19 protein-coding genes are annotated in these 18,307 nt (G+C 38.3%); all 19 read right to left on the bottom strand.

Annotation, left to right across the window (positions count from 1 at the left end; genetic code table 11):
* Positions 1–30: 30 nt before the first annotated feature.
* Entirely contained in the window at positions 31–402 is a 372-nt protein-coding gene (locus AC1Q6O_RS03160; RefSeq protein ID WP_008173872.1) for a small basic family protein, read from the bottom strand.
* 3 nt (positions 403–405) lie between these two features.
* Positions 406–1,125 (bottom strand): DUF881 domain-containing protein, encoded by a 720-nt coding sequence (locus tag AC1Q6O_RS03155; RefSeq protein ID WP_090001944.1) that lies wholly within the window; start codon positions 1,123–1,125, stop codon positions 406–408.
* 98 nt (positions 1,126–1,223) lie between these two features.
* Positions 1,224–1,949 (bottom strand): DUF881 domain-containing protein, encoded by a 726-nt coding sequence (locus AC1Q6O_RS03150; RefSeq protein WP_008173876.1) that lies wholly within the window; start codon positions 1,947–1,949, stop codon positions 1,224–1,226.
* Positions 1,930–2,760, bottom strand: a complete 831-nt coding sequence (locus AC1Q6O_RS03145) for a cell division protein FtsQ/DivIB (protein ID WP_492400911.1) — start codon at positions 2,758–2,760, stop codon at positions 1,930–1,932. Before AC1Q6O_RS03145 ends, AC1Q6O_RS03150 begins: the two co-directional genes overlap by 20 nt.
* 20 nt (positions 2,761–2,780) lie before the next feature.
* Positions 2,781–3,860 carry a putative lipid II flippase FtsW gene (gene ftsW, locus AC1Q6O_RS03140; RefSeq protein WP_008173880.1) on the bottom strand — a complete coding sequence of 360 codons (1,080 nt, stop codon included), beginning with the start codon at positions 3,858–3,860 and terminating at the stop codon, positions 2,781–2,783.
* A 40-nt stretch (positions 3,861–3,900) separates the two neighbouring features.
* Positions 3,901–5,250, bottom strand: a complete 1,350-nt coding sequence (gene murD / locus AC1Q6O_RS03135) for a UDP-N-acetylmuramoyl-L-alanine--D-glutamate ligase (protein WP_008173881.1) — start codon at positions 5,248–5,250, stop codon at positions 3,901–3,903.
* Positions 5,250–6,221, bottom strand: coding sequence for a phospho-N-acetylmuramoyl-pentapeptide-transferase (gene mraY / locus AC1Q6O_RS03130; protein ID WP_036123778.1), 972 nt, complete (start codon positions 6,219–6,221; stop codon positions 5,250–5,252). The genes murD and mraY overlap by 1 nt, the downstream gene beginning before the upstream one ends.
* A gap of 125 nt (positions 6,222–6,346) precedes the next feature.
* A complete protein-coding gene (locus AC1Q6O_RS03125; RefSeq protein WP_008173886.1) occupies positions 6,347–8,263 on the bottom strand; it encodes a stage V sporulation protein D in 1,917 nt (638 codons plus the stop codon).
* Positions 8,264–8,320: 57 nt separating this feature from the next.
* A complete protein-coding gene (locus AC1Q6O_RS03120; protein WP_171365304.1) occupies positions 8,321–10,549 on the bottom strand; it encodes a penicillin-binding protein in 2,229 nt (742 codons plus the stop codon).
* A complete protein-coding gene (gene ftsL2 / locus AC1Q6O_RS03115; protein ID WP_008173890.1) occupies positions 10,546–10,917 on the bottom strand; it encodes a cell division protein FtsL in 372 nt (123 codons plus the stop codon). Before ftsL2 ends, AC1Q6O_RS03120 begins: the two co-directional genes overlap by 4 nt.
* On the bottom strand, positions 10,918–11,868 hold the full coding sequence (gene rsmH, locus AC1Q6O_RS03110; protein ID WP_036123772.1) for a 16S rRNA (cytosine(1402)-N(4))-methyltransferase RsmH: 951 nt from the start codon (positions 11,866–11,868) through the stop codon (positions 10,918–10,920).
* Positions 11,869–11,930: 62 nt separating this feature from the next.
* Positions 11,931–12,362, bottom strand: a complete 432-nt coding sequence (gene mraZ, locus AC1Q6O_RS03105; protein WP_008173894.1) for a division/cell wall cluster transcriptional repressor MraZ — start codon at positions 12,360–12,362, stop codon at positions 11,931–11,933.
* 254 nt (positions 12,363–12,616) lie between these two features.
* On the bottom strand, positions 12,617–14,233 hold the full coding sequence (bshC, locus tag AC1Q6O_RS03100) for a bacillithiol biosynthesis cysteine-adding enzyme BshC (RefSeq protein ID WP_089985273.1): 1,617 nt from the start codon (positions 14,231–14,233) through the stop codon (positions 12,617–12,619).
* A 274-nt stretch (positions 14,234–14,507) separates the two neighbouring features.
* Positions 14,508–14,903 (bottom strand): DUF3397 domain-containing protein, encoded by a 396-nt coding sequence (locus AC1Q6O_RS03095; RefSeq protein WP_008173897.1) that lies wholly within the window; start codon positions 14,901–14,903, stop codon positions 14,508–14,510.
* Positions 14,900–15,805 carry a ketopantoate reductase family protein gene (locus AC1Q6O_RS03090; RefSeq protein WP_008173899.1) on the bottom strand — a complete coding sequence of 302 codons (906 nt, stop codon included), beginning with the start codon at positions 15,803–15,805 and terminating at the stop codon, positions 14,900–14,902. Before AC1Q6O_RS03090 ends, AC1Q6O_RS03095 begins: the two co-directional genes overlap by 4 nt.
* A gap of 185 nt (positions 15,806–15,990) precedes the next feature.
* Positions 15,991–16,368 carry a transcriptional regulator gene (locus AC1Q6O_RS03085; protein WP_008173900.1) on the bottom strand — a complete coding sequence of 126 codons (378 nt, stop codon included), beginning with the start codon at positions 16,366–16,368 and terminating at the stop codon, positions 15,991–15,993.
* A gap of 110 nt (positions 16,369–16,478) precedes the next feature.
* Entirely contained in the window at positions 16,479–17,246 is a 768-nt protein-coding gene (locus tag AC1Q6O_RS03080) for an enoyl-CoA hydratase/isomerase family protein (RefSeq protein ID WP_089985271.1), read from the bottom strand.
* A gap of 163 nt (positions 17,247–17,409) precedes the next feature.
* Positions 17,410–17,583, bottom strand: coding sequence for a 50S ribosomal protein L32 (gene rpmF, locus AC1Q6O_RS03075; RefSeq protein ID WP_004224819.1), 174 nt, complete (start codon positions 17,581–17,583; stop codon positions 17,410–17,412).
* A 24-nt stretch (positions 17,584–17,607) separates the two neighbouring features.
* Positions 17,608–18,141: a YceD family protein gene (locus AC1Q6O_RS03070; RefSeq protein ID WP_008173911.1), complete on the bottom strand. Its 534-nt coding sequence runs from the start codon at positions 18,139–18,141 to the stop codon at positions 17,608–17,610.
* Positions 18,142–18,307: the final 166 nt, after the last annotated feature.

Below are 18,307 nucleotides of genomic sequence, written 5' to 3'. Positions count from 1 at the left end.
GCAAATCGAGTATTTTGGTCAATTTTTCTCTTAATCTATGGAAGTTTTTTCTTTCTTGTGACGTTTCTCATCCAAGCGAGTTAGTAATATACGCCTAATTATTGCAATATTTTGGAATAAACGTACTCCGAAAGCGAAAATAGCTGCTAAATACAAATCTATCCCTAAATTCACACCTATAAACGCTAACCCTGCTGCGAGAACTATATTAAAAAAGAATCCTGATACAAAAACTTTATCGTCGTACACTTGCTGTAATTGAGCACGGATACCACCAAATAATGTATCTAAAGCTGCTAAAACTGCTATTGACAGATAATTTTCATACATAGAGGGGATTTGTATATTTGTTAACAAGCCAAGGGCAAGTCCAAATATCAAACCTAAAAATGGTAGCCACATAAATTAATCTCCTTTTTTTACCTCTGCTAAGTAATCATTTGTCAATGGCTGATCAAATGCTGGAATTTGTAATTGATCTATTGGCTCTTCAATTACTAAATTATAATTATCTAAATAAAATGAATCTATAAACGTCGAGGCTTGAAGCGAATTATACATTTTTTGAGCTGCTTTATAGTCGCTTGTCCCAACATATATATCAAATTTAGGTGACAACAATGGTACACTATTCACCGTTGTCTTCCCATTAATGTCCCGAATGGCCGTTGTTTGAACAACACGATTGCCATCTATTGAAACACTGGTTGCATCGTTTTTAAACAGCGTATTTAATAATTGAGTTAATAAATCGGGCGATATTTCTTTAATTTCATAGCCCATCTCTATTAATTCAGGTGCTGGTTCAATCCGAAGTATGACACCAGGCCCTATCACTTCTGTTAGTCCAGCCTGTTGCTTTAAACGATTTAATGTTTCATGTAAAGCTGCTTGCTGATTTACTTTTTCAGATTGCTCATAGCGATCCACTACTTCATGAAGTGAGCGAATTTCTGCCAGTAATGCGGAATGCCTTTGCTTTTCTTGTGCTAATTCCTCTCTTATTGCCCAAATATCTCGTGTATCTCGCTCTGCTGGTTTTTGTATGGTATTGTATTGTACCGCTATCATCAAACCGATAATAAATAGCACGATCGTTATTCGGGTGTACATATTTCTTCGCAAAATAGCCCCTCCTAGACGTATCGTATGCCCCTCAGTAGTCAATGTAAAACTTCCCTAGAGGCTGAAATTAGACTTTAAACATGAACTAGGACTTGTCCTTAACTTTCTACTTTTACTCTTGGCATTGTAAGTTTCTGATGTTCTTCTAAAGACACCACAATATTGTCATTTAATAATTGATCAACGACACCGCCATTTAAATTTAAAGAAGCCATTAAAGTATCGGAATCTCCTACAGCTTCTATTACAAAAGGAGCGGGATGCTGTGTACCATCAATAGTTATTACTGGACCATTACATCTGATATAGGAATTGGCCAAGACACGTTGCCCATTAATAGCAATTGCTTGAGCACCCGAAATTTTCAATTCATTCAACAATTTAAAAACATGGCTTTCATGAACGATATAATCATTCGGATTCAAAGATTTTGGATCATAATCACCATCTTGGAGAGTAATCCGTATTCCTTTTCCATCACTCTTCAACTCACCAAGTAAGAGCCGTAAATCCTCCGCTTGTTCAACAAGCTTCTTATAGTCTTTCTCATCAGAAGCAAATGATTTCTCATACTTCCGAATTTGTTCCTGTAGGCTATTTAACTCTTCCGTTAGCTCTTTATTGCGTTCTTGCTGAGTGATCAATTCCTCACGATAAGAATCTTCTTGCTCATAAAGCTCTGAATTAATTGTACCTGCTTCGCGGTTATCTTTTGCCTGATTATATGAATAGCCGATGATAAACCCTGTTGTCACACAAACAATCAATAGTTCAAATTGTTTTCTAGAAAAAAAACTCCCTTTGCTATTCTTCTTGTTGTTCATCTTCTGTCACTTCCTGGTCAACCATTTCCCCATCTTCATTAGCTTCCATGTCGATGCTTATTTTGTTGTACTCCTCGTTAAAAGGACGATAATAGGAACCGACCTCTAAATCAATTACACCTTTTTCTAAATTTGCAATTTGTGCAACAATGGAGGGGTAATAATTTAACTTATCTGCAAGCGTCTGAATAATAGCTCGTACCTCATAGCCATCATTCATATAAAGCTTTACCGCGTTCGGATTTGTATCATTACTATTCGTGTTAACCTGAGAAATTAAAGCTAATACTTCTGGTTTTAATTGTGCTAACTGTGCAACTAGTTTTTTAATTGTTTTTTCACCAGTAATTCCAATAAAAACAGGGGCATCAATTGGAGTATCATTCCCTTTTTGCTCAAAACGTTCACCATTTTCAAGCAACGGATAATAGGTGCCGTCCCCAGCCAAATACGCAACTTTTTTCCATTCCTTCACATCTATCGTTACGCATCGAAGCCAGTTACGTTTAACATGTGCTTCTTTTACCCATTTATCCTTTAACAGAAGATTCTCCACGTCTTCTATTTTGAACCCCCACATTGATTTACCTAGCGCAAGGGTACTTGTCTCCACATAATGTTCATTATCTACCAGCTTCGCACCATTGACTGTTATTTTATTGATGTTACTGTAAGGAGATTGAAAATAAAGGAGTACCGCTAACACAATAAAGAAAAGTAATATTAGCACGATAAATTTACGATTTGTACGCTTTTTTCGTCGCTTTTTTAGCGTAGGTATACGATCTTCTATATCAATTACTTTCTCCAAAAAGTACTCCTCCTTTATATTTATTTCGCTAATTGATAAATAATACCTATTATTAACCACATTGTGACTAAAGATGTTCCTCCATAGCTAATAAAAGGCAATGTAACACCGGTTACAGGTACTAAACCTATTACTACAGCTATATTAAGAAACGCTTGCACCATCAGCATTGTGACTAGCCCTATAATCGCATAATAGGATGTTCGATTTTTAGCCTGTACAGCAAATCTATAGCCCGCATAAATTGTCAGTACGAATAGTGCTAAAATAAAGAGACCACCAATCAAGCCGACTTCTTCCAAAATAATAGCGTAAATAAAGTCATTTTGTGGCTCAGGCAAATATAGAAACTTTTGTCGACTTTGTCCAAAACCATGACCAAAAATTCCGGCAGGACCAATCGCCATTAGTGATTGCACTGCTTGGAACCCACTTACCAAGGGATCAGCCCATGGATCGAGGAATGCTTCTATTCGCTTTAGTCGATATGGTGCAGTTGCAATTAATCCTACTAGTCCCGCTATACCAACCAACATAATCATGGCATATAGCTTTAACGGGTACCCAGCGACAAAAAACAATAAAAATACAGCCACAACAAGAATAAATACTGAACCGAAGTCAGGCTGCAACATAATCAAAGCAACAGGGATTAATAGGATTAAAGCATGGCGCCAATTAACAACTGGCGTCCCTGTTTTATGCTGCGCTAAAATATGACTCAGGTAAACAATGACAGTTATTTTCGTTAGCTCCGCTGGCTGGATTGTCAATGGACCAACCCCTATCCAGCTTTGCGAACCATTTCGCACTAGCCCAATACCAGGTATTAACACTAGAACAAGTAAAATTAACGAAAATATATAGGCCATTTTCCAAAAGGACTGCTCTCTCAAAATATTTAATCGAATTGTGATTAAAAATACAATTATGGCTACCACAAAGTATACGCTTTGCTTCATATAAAACGGCATTTTTCCACTATAATGAATGGCACTCCAATAAGTCCCCGCAGAATAGACGAAAATAATGCCGATTACTGATAGCATCAAAGTTGTGACGAGCAATAAGTAACTTTCTTTCCCTCTCAGTAATGCCATCCTTCCAAGTCAAGTATATTCTAAAATAGTTACAGGCTCATTACAGCTTCATTACAGCATCAATAAAAACATCTCCGCGTATTTCAAAGCTGTCATATTGATCCCAGCTTGCACATGCTGGAGATAATAAAATAATATCTCCCTCTGCTGACATCGGTGCTGCATAGTGTACAGCGTCCTCCACATTTTGAGCGATAACTGTTTGTTGGACACCACATGATTTTGCAAATTCAACAAAACGTAGTCCAGTTTCTCCGAATGCGACGACGCCTTTCACATGATTCATACTTGATCGAAGCTCCTCAAAAGAGTGTCCTCGATCTAAACCACCTGCTAGCAAAATAACCGGCGCTTGGAATGCGTCTAAAGCACTTTTTGTTGCTAAACAGTTTGTAGCTTTGGAGTCATTATAAATCTTCCGACCATTCCATTCGCGTACGAATTGAGTACGGTGTCTCACTCCGCCAAATGTTGCTAAAACCTCTTCCATCTTCCCTTTGTCACAGCCAACTAAAATACATGCTGCCACTGCTGCTAGGATGTTCTCTAAATTATGCTTACCAGGCAGCGCGATATTCGCCCGGTCCATATAAGGTTCCCCTTGCCAATATATCGTTGTCTCATCTGCACTGATTCCGTTGACAGTACGTCCATTTGAACTGAATGGAATTTTTTGCGCATTTGATTGCGCTGCATATCCAACTACAATTGGTTGATCAGCATTATAAATAAAGTAATCACTTTCATCTTGATTACGCGTCACAGCAAACTTCGCTTCAGCATAATTATCAAATGTTCCATGATAGTCAAGATGGGCATCATAAAGGTTTGTTAGAATAGAAATTTTAGGCTTAAATGTTTTAGTCCCCATCAATTGGAACGATGACAGCTCCGTTACAATAATGTCATCTTCATTAGCTTCTTTAGCGACGCCACAAGCAACTGTACCAATATTTCCTGCAATCAAAGGATTTTTACTTCCGTTGTTCAACATATCGAAGATTAAAGTAGTCGTCGTTGTTTTACCATTCGAGCCTGTAATACCTATAAATGGTGCATCACTTATTAAATAAGCAAGTTCAATCTCCGTCCACACAGGAATATCGCGATGTAGAGCATCCGCTACAATGCGATTACTATAAGGAATGCCTGGGTTTTTAACGACTAATTCAAAACCTTCATCCAGTAAATCCTCAGGATGGCGGCCACAAATCACGGTAATCCCCCTTTGTAATAGCCCCTGAGCATCAGGGCTTTCATCAAATGGTTTGGAATCATTGACTGTGACAAAGGCGCCGAGCTCATGTAAAATTTCTGCAGCTGCCACACCACTTTTTGCTAGGCCTAACACAAGTACTTTTTTATGTTGTAAATCTGTATAGTTTTTCATTAAAACGCCTCCGATAAGACTGCAATCAATGCTACTGCTAGGGCAGTTGACCAGAAGACAAGCACTACTTTCCACTCTGACCAACCTGATAATTCAAAATGGTGATGGATTGGACTCATCTTAAAAATACGCTTTTTACGCAGTTTAAAGCTTCCTACCTGTAAAATAACGGATAATGTTTCGATGACAAATACCAAGCCAACTAGTAATAGTAAAAACTCTTCTTTTACTAATACCGATACCATGGCTAACGCCCCACCTAATGCTAATGAACCCGTATCACCCATAAATACTTTTGCTGGATTCGCATTAAATAATAAAAACCCTAATAATGCTCCTGTAACAGCAAAGGCAAATAAAGCAATATCAGCTTGGCTTTGGAAAAGTGCAATAACACCAAATGCCGCAAAAGCAATCGATGCAGTTCCTGCCACTAGTCCATCTAAACCATCTGTTAAATTCACCGCATTGGAGAAACCTACTAACCAAAAAATTAAAAAGGCAACATAGAAGACACCAAGATCAACTGTCCAATTTGTAAATGGAATAGCAAGTGTTGTATCAAACGATCCAACATGCAGTAGAAAATATGCAAGGATGGCGATAACAATTTGACCAATTAATTTTTGAAGAGAGGTTAACCCTAAATTCCTTTTAAATACAACCTTCAAACCATCATCCAGTAAACCTATTAAGCCAAATCCTGCTAATACTAGTAAAAGTACTACGGTCTGTGTCGTTAATAAATCTAAAAAGCTTCCTACACCAACAGTTGTTAGGACGATAGAAATTAAGAAAATTATACCGCCCATTGTTGGTGTACCAGCTTTTTTCATATGTGATTTTGGTCCCTCTTCACGAATACTTTGCCCAAACTTTAGGCGTCGAAGAAGTGGAATACTAATTGGTGCCAGGATAACTGTTACTATAAAAGCAAGAGCTAAAATGGTAAGTGTTGTTGCGAGTTTCATTGAAAAATCTCCTTTAAATCTTGTTTCACTTTCTTCGTTAGGAAAAAAGCATAAACTTTCATTTATTTATTACTACCCTTCATAATAATAGTGGTTCTTTCCCATTTTTTAAAGGTAAAGTTATTTCAGTTCTCCAAATATAAATGAATGGTACCATCTTGTTTGATAACACTATCCACTTCAGGTAACTGGTTACCAATTTTAGTCCCTTCTCCATGCCATTCTATACGGAATGGATAAAACTGCTTGGCAATATCATCCTTTGTTTGCCCGATAAAATTCGGTACCTTCACAGTAATTGGATCCCCATAACGATAATCCTTTTCGAGCTGTTCCTTCGATTTTTCAATACCTATAAACGGTGCAACATCCTCAATAATTTGCCCAACAATAGGTGCTGCTACAACGCCACCAAACTGCGTCGTCTTTTTAGGGTTGTCGACTGCTACATAGACGACAATTTGCGGATTGTCGGCTGGCGCAAAGCCAATAAATGATACGATATATTCTCCACTTTTGTAACGGCCGTTTTCAACCTTTTGTGCTGTTCCTGTTTTACCGCCAATTCGTAAACCATCTCGGAAGGCTTGTCGACCTGAACCATTCGCTACAACAGACTCCAATGCGCCCCGAACCTTTGCAGAAGTCTCCTCACGAATTACCTGATTTTTGACAACAGGTTTAGTTTCCTGTATGACTTCGCCTGTATTAGGATTAAATACTTTTTTCACAACATAAGGCGTATAAAGCTTGCCTCCATTTATTGCTGCTGCTACCGCTTGAACTTGCTGAATTGGAGTTACCGCTACCCCTTGCCCAAATGAGGTTGTTGCCTGTTCAACAGGTCCGAAGGCTTCCTTAGAAAATAATATTCCTGAAGCTTCACCAGCAATATTGGAACCAGTCTTTTGACCAAAGCCAAAATCTTTAATATATTGCAATAGTCGCTCATTACCTAACCGCTGCCCTAATTCAATAAAGCCTGGGTTACAGGAATTCTCCACAACTTCTAAAAAGGTTTCATGTCCATGCCCTTCACGCTTCCAACAACGAAGTCTTGCTCCAGCAACCATCGTATACCCTGGATCATAAAAAGTATCATGCTCTAAATCCACTAAATTTTCTTCCAATGCAGCGCTAAGGGTAATAATTTTAAAAGTAGAACCTGGCTCATATGTCATCCACACTGGTAAATTTCGATTATAAATCGCAGGCTCGACTAATTGATATTCAGCCGGATTAAAGGTTGGATAGGAGGCTAACGCTAAGATTTCTCCATTATTTGGATTCATAGCAATAGCCAATGCTTGGTCCGCTTCATAGCGCTCCATAGCCTGTGACAATTCACGTTCAACGACCTGTTGGACATCGACATCGATCGTTAGCTCAATAGTTGCCCCATCCTCGCCAGCCTTCCAAGCACTCGCGACATTCGGTAAATTATTGCCCTTTGCATCGGTAAATAGGCGAATTGCAGATGAATTAGCCTGCAAAAACTTATCATATTCATATTCGATACCAGCTAAGCCTTGTGCATCATACCCTGTAAAACCTAAAAATCGAGATAAAAGTGTCCCATATGGATAGTCTCTTGAGTAGTCGACACCACTATATAATCCTTCAATTTGTAAGCCTTGTAATTCCACAGCTTTTTCATAGGGGATATTTTTCCCCTCAGGCGCTAGCTTTACTAAATAGGCTTTTTTCTTCATCTTCTCTAAAAGTTTCTCTTTGTCCACTTCTAGAACTTGTGCAATTTTTTCAGCTGCCCCTTCAATATCTTTACTCTGGGAAGGCATAAAATATAATGTTGGTGCTAGCTTATTGGTTACAATACTCTCACCATCTCGATCAGTAATATGCCCTCGTTCATTAGCAAATGGGATTTCTCGGTCCCAGTTCTCTTCTGCCTTCGTTGTCAGTTCCTTTTGATCCAACACTTGCAAAAAGAAAAGCCTAATCACTATCGCCACCGCCGCACACATAAACAACACATATAAAATACGTAAACGCTTTTTAGAATGGATAGAAATCCACTTCATTCGACATCACACCTTGTTTTTTACAACGTATGAAATAAAGTGGACTTCTATTCAGTATTATTCATCTTCTACTTGTTCAATTTCACCCTCAGAAGCTGCCTCGACATCTTGTACAAAGCTTTCAGCAGGTGTTTTGAGCTTAACAACAATCGGTGAATTATCCGTTATAGTAGTGCCTGGAGACACACTTTGACTCGCTACAAAGCCTTCACCGAAAATCTCCATCTCTACCCCTGTCATAGATTTGAAAACAAGTAAATTTCTCAATGACCAATTCGTAAAATCTGGCAATATGATATCTCCATCTGTCTTCAAAAATACATAACTACCTTTAACTAGTTGTTTTGTATCTTTCGGATATTGATCTATGATTTTACCCCCGCTTCCAACAATAACAGGCTGTAATCCATCATTCCCTAGCTCTACCTCAATCGCCTCAGCACTTTGACCTGTATAATCCTTAATATCTACCTTATCCACATACTGTACATCACCTGGATTAATATTAAGGTGCTTTAAGCTATTTAACATAACAGGATTAAACACTTTAGATACTGGGACTGATCCAAGCTCATTATTTAACTTAGGTTTTTTCACTGAGACATACATGATGAGCTGAGGATCATCGACAGGAGCCATTCCTAAAAATGAATAGAGGAATTGGTTAGCACCCCAAGCATACGTACCATCTGCTCTCGGAATTTGTGCTGTCCCTGTCTTCCCTGCAACCTCATAATCCTCTAGAATAAAATCCTTCGCAGTACCAAATTCTGATGTTAGTGTAGAGGCAAGGATTTCTCGTACTTGTTTGGCTGTATCTGCTTTGATTGGTTGTCCTTTTTCAACAGGTTCATGGTTTTGAATAACCTTCCCTGTTGATGAATCAACAATACGGTCAATCACATAAGGCTGCATCATCTTGCCATCATTCGCAATAGCAGTCATGGCTTGGATCATTTGGATAGGCGTTACGGTTGACCCTTGTCCATATGTTGTTGTCACTCGTTGGATCGGGTATTTAGATAATATTGTACCTGTCGCTTCGTTCGGTAAATCAATTCCTGTTTTGTGGCCGAAACCAAAACGGTCTAAATATTCCACAAAGACATCATCGCCAATCAACTTTAATAAATGGGCCATGGCCGTATTCGAAGATCGTTGGAATCCTTCTAAATAGGTGATAGGGCCCCAACCGACCTGATTATGATCTCGGATAGTACGATCAAGTATAGTATAAGAACCTGATTGGTAGAATGTGTTTGGTTCCCATGTATTTGTATCAATAGCTGAAGCTAGTGTAAATGTTTTCATCGTTGAACCAGGCTCAATTGTTTCTTCAATTACCTCGTTCAGCCACTTCATATTTTGACTATCACGTGTTTCTGGGTTAAATGTAGGACGCTGGGACATCGCTAATATTTTCCCAGTCTTCGGATCTGCTACAACAGCCGTCATGGACTCAGGATTATATTCCTGTTCAACCTTTGTCATTGCTTCTTCTAAAAAGCTTTGGATGGTTTTATCGAGCGTTAAATAAATGTCGTCCCCATCTTTAGCAGGTGTCACCATCTTCTCGCTGTTCGGTAATAAATAACTGAAAGCATCTGTTTCGTATTTCATTTTACCGTTAACACCTGTCAGTTCTTTGTCATACGTATATTCTAGGCCCATTTCGCCTTTTGTAGTAACAGTTCCATCCGCATTATCCTTTTTCAGTGCATAGCCAATTAAATGGGAGGCAAAGACACCATTTGGATAATAACGTTTTAAATCACTAACAAATAGAATTCCTGGTAATTTTTCTTCCTTTATTTTACTCATAACCTCGTGACTAATACCGCGTCCAGAACTCCCAAATTCCACTTGATATAATGGTTCACCATCGCTTCTATAACGGTTATTTAGTTTTTTCAGAACTTCATCTTCTTTTCCTTGCATTGCCGGAATATACTTCGCTAAAACTTGAGCCGTTTTTTCAGCATCTACAACATGCCTAGGTTTTTTTGGATCTGTTGTAGCAGCTTCACTCACGACTGCAACTAGACGATAGCTTAACGTATCTTCTGCAATCACTTGACCGTTTTGGTCATAAATTTTTCCTCGGTTTGCTGTGATAACACTTTCCTTACCATACTTAGCAGCTGCTCTTGCTGCAAGCTCCTGTCCTTCTACTTGCCCTGTCGCCTGAATGTTCACCATTCTTGTGAATAATAGAAAAAAGAGCCCTCCATAAAAAATCATTAATAGAAAGGCTCCCCATTGGAATCGAAATCTCTTTTTTTTCATTCTCCCGGCACTACCTTTACATTTTTCTCATTTTGAGTTAAACCGAGTTCTTTCGCTTTTTTCCATATGTTATCGTATGTAGAAAGTTCACTTACACGAACCGTTAAGTCAACATTCTGTTTTGCAATCTCATCTGCTTCTGATTCGATCTTTTGAATGTCCATGCTTGTCGTTTGAATAGCTGCTTGTTTATTTAATACTAGGACTCCTAATACAGCAATAATGCTAACTAAAACAATTAGCATTGTTTTCTCAAACTTCTGGTTCGTTTTTTTACGACGTATGATAGTGGGTTGTGGACTAGGTGGTGTTATCGGTTGTTGCACTTGTTGATGTTGGTGCTGTTGCCTTACACGTACGGCTGCCATTTACTCACGCCCTTTGTCGTTAATTTTCTCCACCACTCTAAGCTTTGCTGAACGAGCCCGATTATTCACTTCTAATTCTTCATCTGATGGAAGAATTGGCTTTCGTGAAATAAGCTTTAAAGTTGGCTTCATGTCATCTGGAATTACTGGTAAATTTGGTGGTAATTCCGGTAATGATGACGCTTCCTTAAAGATTGTCTTGCATAGGCGGTCCTCCAATGAATGGAACGTAATGACACTAATGCGTCCACCTACGTTTATCATATCAATCGCATCGACTAATGAATCCTCTGCCGCGCCTAACTCGTCATTGACAGCAATTCTTATTGCTTGGAAAATGCGCTTTGCTGGATGCCCACCTTTTCGGCGTGCCGCTGCTGGAATACCCTCTTTAATAAGCTCTACAAGTTGTCCAGTTGTTTCAATTGGTGCTGACTTACGCGCCTCTTCAATTTTACGAGCAACTTGCTTTGAAAACTTTTCTTCTCCATAACGGAAAAAAATACGTACTAAATCTTCATATGCCCATTGATTGACAACTTCAAAAGCTGTAAGTGTTGCCGTTTGATCCATGCGCATATCAAGTGGTGCATCATGGTGATAGCTAAAGCCTCGTTCAGGTGTATCTAACTGAGGTGAAGATACGCCTAAGTCATATAAAATACCATCCACTTGTTCAAAACCATGAGCTAATAATTCTTCTTTTAAATACCGGAAATTCGAATGTATAAACGTGACGCGCTCAATATAAGGCGCTAATCGAATTTTCGCATTTTCGATAGCCGTCATATCTTGATCGAAACAAATTAAACGGCCTTTATCAGATAATTGTTGAACTAAATATTCACTATGGCCTGCACCACCTAACGTACAGTCCACATATACACCATCAGGATCGATGTTCAACCCATCAACAGTTTCTTTTAATAACACGGTTGTATGATCGAACATACCACTCGCTCCTTTCAGGCCTTAACCTCATGTCATCTTTGAATGGACATGCTTATCAAAAGTTAAAAATCAAAGCCAATCATATTTTCTGCAATTTCATTAAAAGATTGTTCGGACTCGCTGAAGTAAGCTTCCCATGCATCTTTAGCCCAAATCTCAATTCGATTTGAAACCCCCAACACTACACATTCCTTTACAAGATGTGCATGTTGCATAAGAGTAGCTGGAATATTAATTCGCCCCTGCTTGTCTATTTCTACCTCTGTTGCGCCAGAAAAGAAAAACCTTGCAAATGCACGTGTATCCTTTTTGGTCATCGGTAAATCTTTTAACTTTTCTTCGAGTTTTCGCCATTCATTCATAGGATAGCCAAATAGACAGTTATCGAGACCTCTTGTGACAACAAACGCTTCGCCTAAAGCTTCACGAAATTTTGCCGGCACGATTAATCGCCCTTTCGCATCAACGGAGTGTTGATATTCTCCCATGAACATACTACTCACCCCACTTTATTAAATAATGTACCACATCCCCCCACTTTCCTCCACTTTTTTTAAAAAAAACTTGACATTTTATCTCTTAATGTGCAATTAGACCTTGATGGAAATTTTTGATATATGCTAAATGACACAAAGAAAGAGCTATCCTTAGGAGGATAGCTCTCTAAATACTATTTTTATAGACAAAATTCATCAAATCAATATTGTATCAAAAAATCATCTAGGTATAAAGAACCTGGCAGATAGGTTTATAAATAAAGTAAATAGTGGTGTTTGCCAATACTATAGTTTTGCTTTAACATTTCAGCAATCAACATAGGTCCAAACTCATTAAAATATTGATATGGATTATAAGTTCTTTCCTGGAAACCTTCGTTTGGATACAACTCATTTTGTAGCGTCGTAAATTTGCGGATAGTAGTTTCATGCTTGTCGAGTACAGTTTGCTCAATTTTTTGCTGCAGGTAGTCAAATTGTTTTGCATGATTTTCTTGATTTTTCACAAGGATTTTATCTAAAGTTAAATGCTGTTCCTCTAAATACGATGCAAGCTCACTGTACTTTTCTGCTAACAACTGCTCCATAGCCTGAATTTGGCGTTTAGCCTCACTATCCTGCACATCATCAATAAAACGCTCTTTCATTTCTAAAGCTTTGCCATTCCAAACATCCGTAACAGTCAATTGATGTTCACACAATAATTGCTCTACATGACGCGTCACAATCGTCATATGAAGGCGCGGGGCAAAAATAGGCATTTGTAGGTCTAGTACAGAAAATGCACTTTTTAATGTTGCCCAATAAGCTAATTCACCAGGGCCACCGACGAATGCCAGTACAGGGAACGTCATTTCCTGCATTAATGGACGGGACACCACGTTATTACTCAAGCGCTCTGGATATTTCTTGGCAATCTCTAGTAGCTCTTCACGAGTAAACTTAAGGTTTGCGGCTAAATTAATAAATAGATCATTTTTTCTTTCCAAAAGATGACGTTCTCCGTCCTCTACATAGAATAGATTAGCTGCATCTCTTGTCGCTAAAATAGGTTTACCGTAGCCCGTTTGCTCTAACAGCTCTTCCTTTTCTGTTACAACTCTAGCAATTTCTTCGCTATGCTGAATGATGTGTGCAAAATTGTCACTTTCATATTGACGGAAATTATAATCCGCTGCATCAATGAACAGTAACCCTTCATCTTTAAATAATTGGTTCATTAACCGCGCAAAGAAATCAGTAAATGTCTCACTTTCGTTTAGCACATCTACTAATTGTTTAATAAGGGCCTCTGTATACTCGGTTTCCCCAATGTCTCTAATAATGGTATTGATAAATTGTGTCATCGACTCTTTATTGAGCATTGTTGCCGATGCCATTGTTTTACGTCTAGAGCGCTCACTGTATGCTCGTTTTTTTAATAACTCTCCATGCACCGTATAAGTATGATTAATTTCTTCCAAATCATGATCTTCTCCAGCTATCCAAAAAACAGGTACGACAGATTTTTGAAGCTTCGCACTTTGTTCTTTTGCTAACACAATGACTGAAATCGCTTTATGAACGGAGTAAAGAGGGCCAGTTAAGATACCTGCTTGTTGGCCACCGATTATGACCATAGCTCCTTGTTCTAGTTGTTGTAAATGTTCATTCGCTTTTTGTGATAACCCTAGTGGCTCCATAAATTGACGGATGATGGCTGTCAGCTCTTTTTGATCTCTGGCATGTTGTGCTAAATGCTTCGCTCTTTCCTCAAAAGCCTGATCATTAAAATCGTATTCAAAAAACTGATGAATGGCAGTATTTGGCGACCAGTAATCGGCTAGCACATTATTTTTTATAGGTACTTGGATAGACTCCAGTTTCATTTAATATAAGCTCCTCTACTCACTCAATCATTATTTTACTTATAACGAGAAATTGATTCCTCACATATTATGCACTTGAGGCTGTAAATGTTTTTAGCCCATATTGCATTTCCCCCACCATGAACATAGCACTGTGCAATATTACTGAACTATTCTTTTAGCACTAGGCTTTATGACATTTAATCAGTTTCCCATCCATAAAGAATGATTTTTTATATCTACTTTATAATGCTATTATTTTAACCCTTATAGCTCCAACATGAAAAGAAAATGCTTAGGCAACCTGTAAATAGTCTACAAGGGACTGAATGACACCGATTATACAGATCACAACATACGCGGTGCTCAGTAATAAAAATAAAAAACGCCAAATTTTCTTTAATAACGGCTTCACTTCTATTTCTTTTTTGGTCCGCCATTCAATATATGTAAAAATCATAGCCATCATTATTGCAAGGATGACTAAAAGTCCCCCTACATTTACTTGCCACAGTACTCCAATGCCTAAGGGGACTGAAAAGAACAAGCAGAAGGTTGTCACATCAGACGCCGCACCAAATGCATGGGTACCACGTATTTTAACTTTCCGGCTAATTAGATAGACTATAATAAAAAGAACAATTGGGCAAAAAATAACGATACTAACAATAATATGTAAAAGGTCTTTCAACTTTGTTCACCGCTCTCCTCTATCGCAAGTACTTGGAGATATAAAGTACGCAAAGTAGGCAAATGATGACCATTTGTTAAAGCCTTATCCAAAATGGCACCAACAATTGTTTCAATCTCACTTTTTCTTCCCTGCATACGATCTGCAAGCATGGAAGATGTATTTTCGGCTGTTTGCCTACATAAGTCTACCACATCTCCAAAAGATATAGTGCGCTCAATATCTTCGAACGCAATCGTTAACTCCTGATAAATATTCTTCAAAAGGGCATACACTCGTGTATTAGTCACTAGTTCCCCGTTCTTTATTTGTAATACATAAGTTAATGGATTGATTAAGCTATTAAATATTGCTTTTTCAAATAGCATCTTCTCTGCATTATCGGCCATTTCAACAGGAAACAATGGATTTTGTAATTGTAATAACTTTAGAAAAACAGGTTGTTTCCCTCGTTCGATAGCTATTTTACAAGGACCAATCCCTCTATGTTGAACAGTTGTTTGATTCCGCAATTGTGCACCAAAAGAAACGGAGCAAAACGCGATATTTTTTTGAGGTAAACTTCGTGCCTCCTCAAAATGAGCCAAGCCATTTTGCATAAAGAGCAAAGGTATTTCATTTGATAGTGACGCTAATTGGTCATAGAGATTTTGTAAATGAACATATTTAACAGCAATCACAATTAAATCTTGAGGTGGTAATGCAGTTAAATTTGTTGTAGAAGCAATTTTTTGTACAGTTTTAGTTCCATCAATATTCATTCGCGTTAATTGATTGGTAGTTAGCTCTTCTACCTGCTTCTGTTTTCTTGTCACTAACGATACTGACATTCCCGACTCTGCTAAAAAGCTTGCTGTTAATTGACCAACCGCTCCAGCACCAATAACTGCTACCTTCATCATTTCATTTTACACCCTTTCCTCTCCACATTATGAAGCTATAAGAATAAGGTGCCTCAGAATAAATTCTAAGGCACCCCTAAGTAGGTTCTTCTATTATACAAGATTGGCTGTTTATTGACGATATACAGAAAGGGTTTTATCTCTAGGAAAGATAAATATTGTATGCTCTTCATAGTTACTGAAGTTTAATCTTTCATTAACGAATAACCTTGCTGCAGCCACTTCACTAATTTCTCATGTTCATTTTGCAACTCACGATGTCTCATTTCAAGGGTTTGATAAGCATCTGTTAATTCGTCAAAACTTGTCAATGCCAATTTCAAGTGACTTCGCATAGATTGTTGGGGTTGATTTCGTACAGCTAATAATGACTGACTATATTGACCACGTAATGTTTTATTCCAACGGAAGCCACACGCCTGCTTTGTACGGCCCAGTTCCATAGCCGCCATTTCAAAAGCCTCCAACTGCGTTTTGCCATTTTGCACATTATGCAAGACAATTTCTGCTAGTCTTTCATCGTCTTCCTTTGTCCATTGATCTTTTCTTTTTTTCAATTCCATAATCTATCACCCTCGCATTTTTTACTACTATATGCAGTAGCGAGCAAAATAGAATCATTGCATGAAAAAAGACAGTGATTATGTTTTTCTTTCATCACTGCCTTTATACATCAATTATTATTCTTCTTTGTTAAGAAATTATTAACAGCCAGATGATGCGCTTCACTTTCCCACAATTTTGCACACGTACGAACTTCCTCCATCACCCGCTCATACATATTTCGTTCTCGCCATTTACGAAGCTCGATTTCCTTATAAGCTTTATGAACAGAAGGATGAATTTTTCGCATATGTTCAATAAAATCATTTAACGCCTCATCCTTTGAGCCTTCAAAAACTCGCATTGCCCATCCAATTTCATATAGCAACTGCGCAGGATACGGCTTCGCATCCACAAGCATTTTTAATGCACGGTCATGACGTAAACCTCGTTCAAAAAGATATGTACCACCACCCCAACCACTCGTAATGGCTAAGGTTCCTTGAATAAAACCACATTTCGCATGGTTTGCCACTAAACGAAAATCACAAGCTGTGGCAATCTCACAACCTCCACCAACTGCGGTACCATTTATAAGCGCTATAGTGGGTACCGGGAGTGTTGCAAGGTCATATAATATTTTCCCCATCTTACTTAACATACCAAATGCCTCATCCTCCGTCTCCAGCGAATGAAACTCAGATAAATCCCCTCCAGAGCAAAATGATTTATCTCCAGCACCTGTCACTACTAAAAAACGCACATCCTCATGTTTTCGAATATACGTAATGACTTCCTGAAGACCATTCATAACCTCATCATTGACAGCATTACGCTTCTCTTCTCGATTAATCGTAAAAGTCATAACACCATCATGATTGTCGATTGTATAACTCACATTATTACCCCCTTTGTCTCCATGAATAAATTGTATCATACAATTATTTCACTATTATATTAAATTTCGCAATCAACGCAATATTCTGTTTTTAAGCCATCAAAAAAAGGCTAGTAAAGAGCCATGGTCTCTCTACTAGCCTTTTAAGTGAGCAAACACTGTATTATTTGCTTACTACTTCTTTACCTTTGTATTGTCCGCAAGCTTTGCAAACACGGTGTGATAATTTAGCCTCACCACAGTTAGGGCAAGTTACCATACCAGGTACAGATAATTTGAAATGCGTACGACGCTTTCTTTTTGCAGTTTTAGAAGTTCTTCTAAATGGTACAGCCATTGATGGCACCTCCTTACAGATCGTCTATTCGTCTGTTTGATCAAAATACTTAGCTAAAGCAGCTAGTCTTGGATCCACTTTTTGTTCGTCAGCTTTTTTGTGTAGCTCTACGTCTTCATCTGTTGCATAAGACCAGCTTTTACCACCTTGCACTTGTCCTTCGGTATTTTCCTTGAACACTTGCATAGGTACCTCGAGCAGCACTAGCTCCTCAAGAACTGGTTTCATGTCGATGACTTCACCGTCAATATAGTGAATGTCTCCGTCATCGTCTCCTCGTTGATCTTCGTCAATCCAGCTGAAAATTTCAACTGTCTCAACATCGATAGGAAACTCAACATCCTCCCACGTGCGAGCACATGGTAGCGTTAACGTCGCTGTCACAGTTAACTGACATGTCATTTGCGATGCACCAAAAGTACATAGCCCTTTTACATGAACGGGCGAAATTGCTCGAATATCCTGGTTTCGCTCCATCACTTCGTCCAGTTGGACAAAGGCATCGATTGGCATCCCGTTTTGGCGGTATTTAGATAATTGATGAATTGACCATTTCATTCGTTTAATCACCTCGAGACAACAATGTTGATTATATAATGTGTAAAAATAGATGTCAAGATAATTTCTTGTCACCTCTTTAAAACCTACCTATAATTATATACTATAAGAAGTATATTTGCTCTAAACAGCTTACCATAAAACATAAATGATCAGGAGGGAAAGC

The organism is Lysinibacillus sp. GW823-FHT06C08, from assembly GCF_058795135.1.
Note: the sequence above shows the minus strand (reverse complement) of the source record. Positions and strands in the feature narration are given on the sequence as shown.

Bases quoted from the DNA above. Each gene is read 5' to 3' on its own strand.
- mraZ (WP_008173894.1), bottom strand. From the start codon at position 12,362: ATGTTCATGGGAGAATATCAACACTCCGTTGATGCGAAAGGGCGATTA.
- rsmH (WP_036123772.1), bottom strand. From the start codon at position 11,868: ATGTTCGATCATACAACCGTGTTATTAAAAGAAACTGTTGATGGGTTG.
- AC1Q6O_RS03160 (WP_008173872.1), bottom strand. From the start codon at position 402: ATGTGGCTACCATTTTTAGGTTTGATATTTGGACTTGCCCTTGGCTTG.
- AC1Q6O_RS03120 (WP_171365304.1), bottom strand. From the start codon at position 10,549: ATGAAAAAAAAGAGATTTCGATTCCAATGGGGAGCCTTTCTATTAATG.
- ftsL2 (WP_008173890.1), bottom strand. From the start codon at position 10,917: ATGGCAGCCGTACGTGTAAGGCAACAGCACCAACATCAACAAGTGCAA.
- mraY (WP_036123778.1), bottom strand. From the start codon at position 6,221: ATGAAACTCGCAACAACACTTACCATTTTAGCTCTTGCTTTTATAGTA.
- rpmF (WP_004224819.1), bottom strand. From the start codon at position 17,583: ATGGCTGTACCATTTAGAAGAACTTCTAAAACTGCAAAAAGAAAGCGT.
- AC1Q6O_RS03150 (WP_008173876.1), bottom strand. From the start codon at position 1,949: ATGAACAACAAGAAGAATAGCAAAGGGAGTTTTTTTTCTAGAAAACAA.
- bshC (WP_089985273.1), bottom strand. From the start codon at position 14,233: ATGAAACTGGAGTCTATCCAAGTACCTATAAAAAATAATGTGCTAGCC.
- AC1Q6O_RS03085 (WP_008173900.1), bottom strand. From the start codon at position 16,368: ATGGAATTGAAAAAAAGAAAAGATCAATGGACAAAGGAAGACGATGAA.
- murD (WP_008173881.1), bottom strand. From the start codon at position 5,250: ATGAAAAACTATACAGATTTACAACATAAAAAAGTACTTGTGTTAGGC.
- AC1Q6O_RS03125 (WP_008173886.1), bottom strand. From the start codon at position 8,263: ATGAAGTGGATTTCTATCCATTCTAAAAAGCGTTTACGTATTTTATAT.
- AC1Q6O_RS03070 (WP_008173911.1), bottom strand. From the start codon at position 18,141: ATGAAATGGTCAATTCATCAATTATCTAAATACCGCCAAAACGGGATG.
- ftsW (WP_008173880.1), bottom strand. From the start codon at position 3,860: ATGGCATTACTGAGAGGGAAAGAAAGTTACTTATTGCTCGTCACAACT.
- AC1Q6O_RS03090 (WP_008173899.1), bottom strand. From the start codon at position 15,805: ATGATGAAGGTAGCAGTTATTGGTGCTGGAGCGGTTGGTCAATTAACA.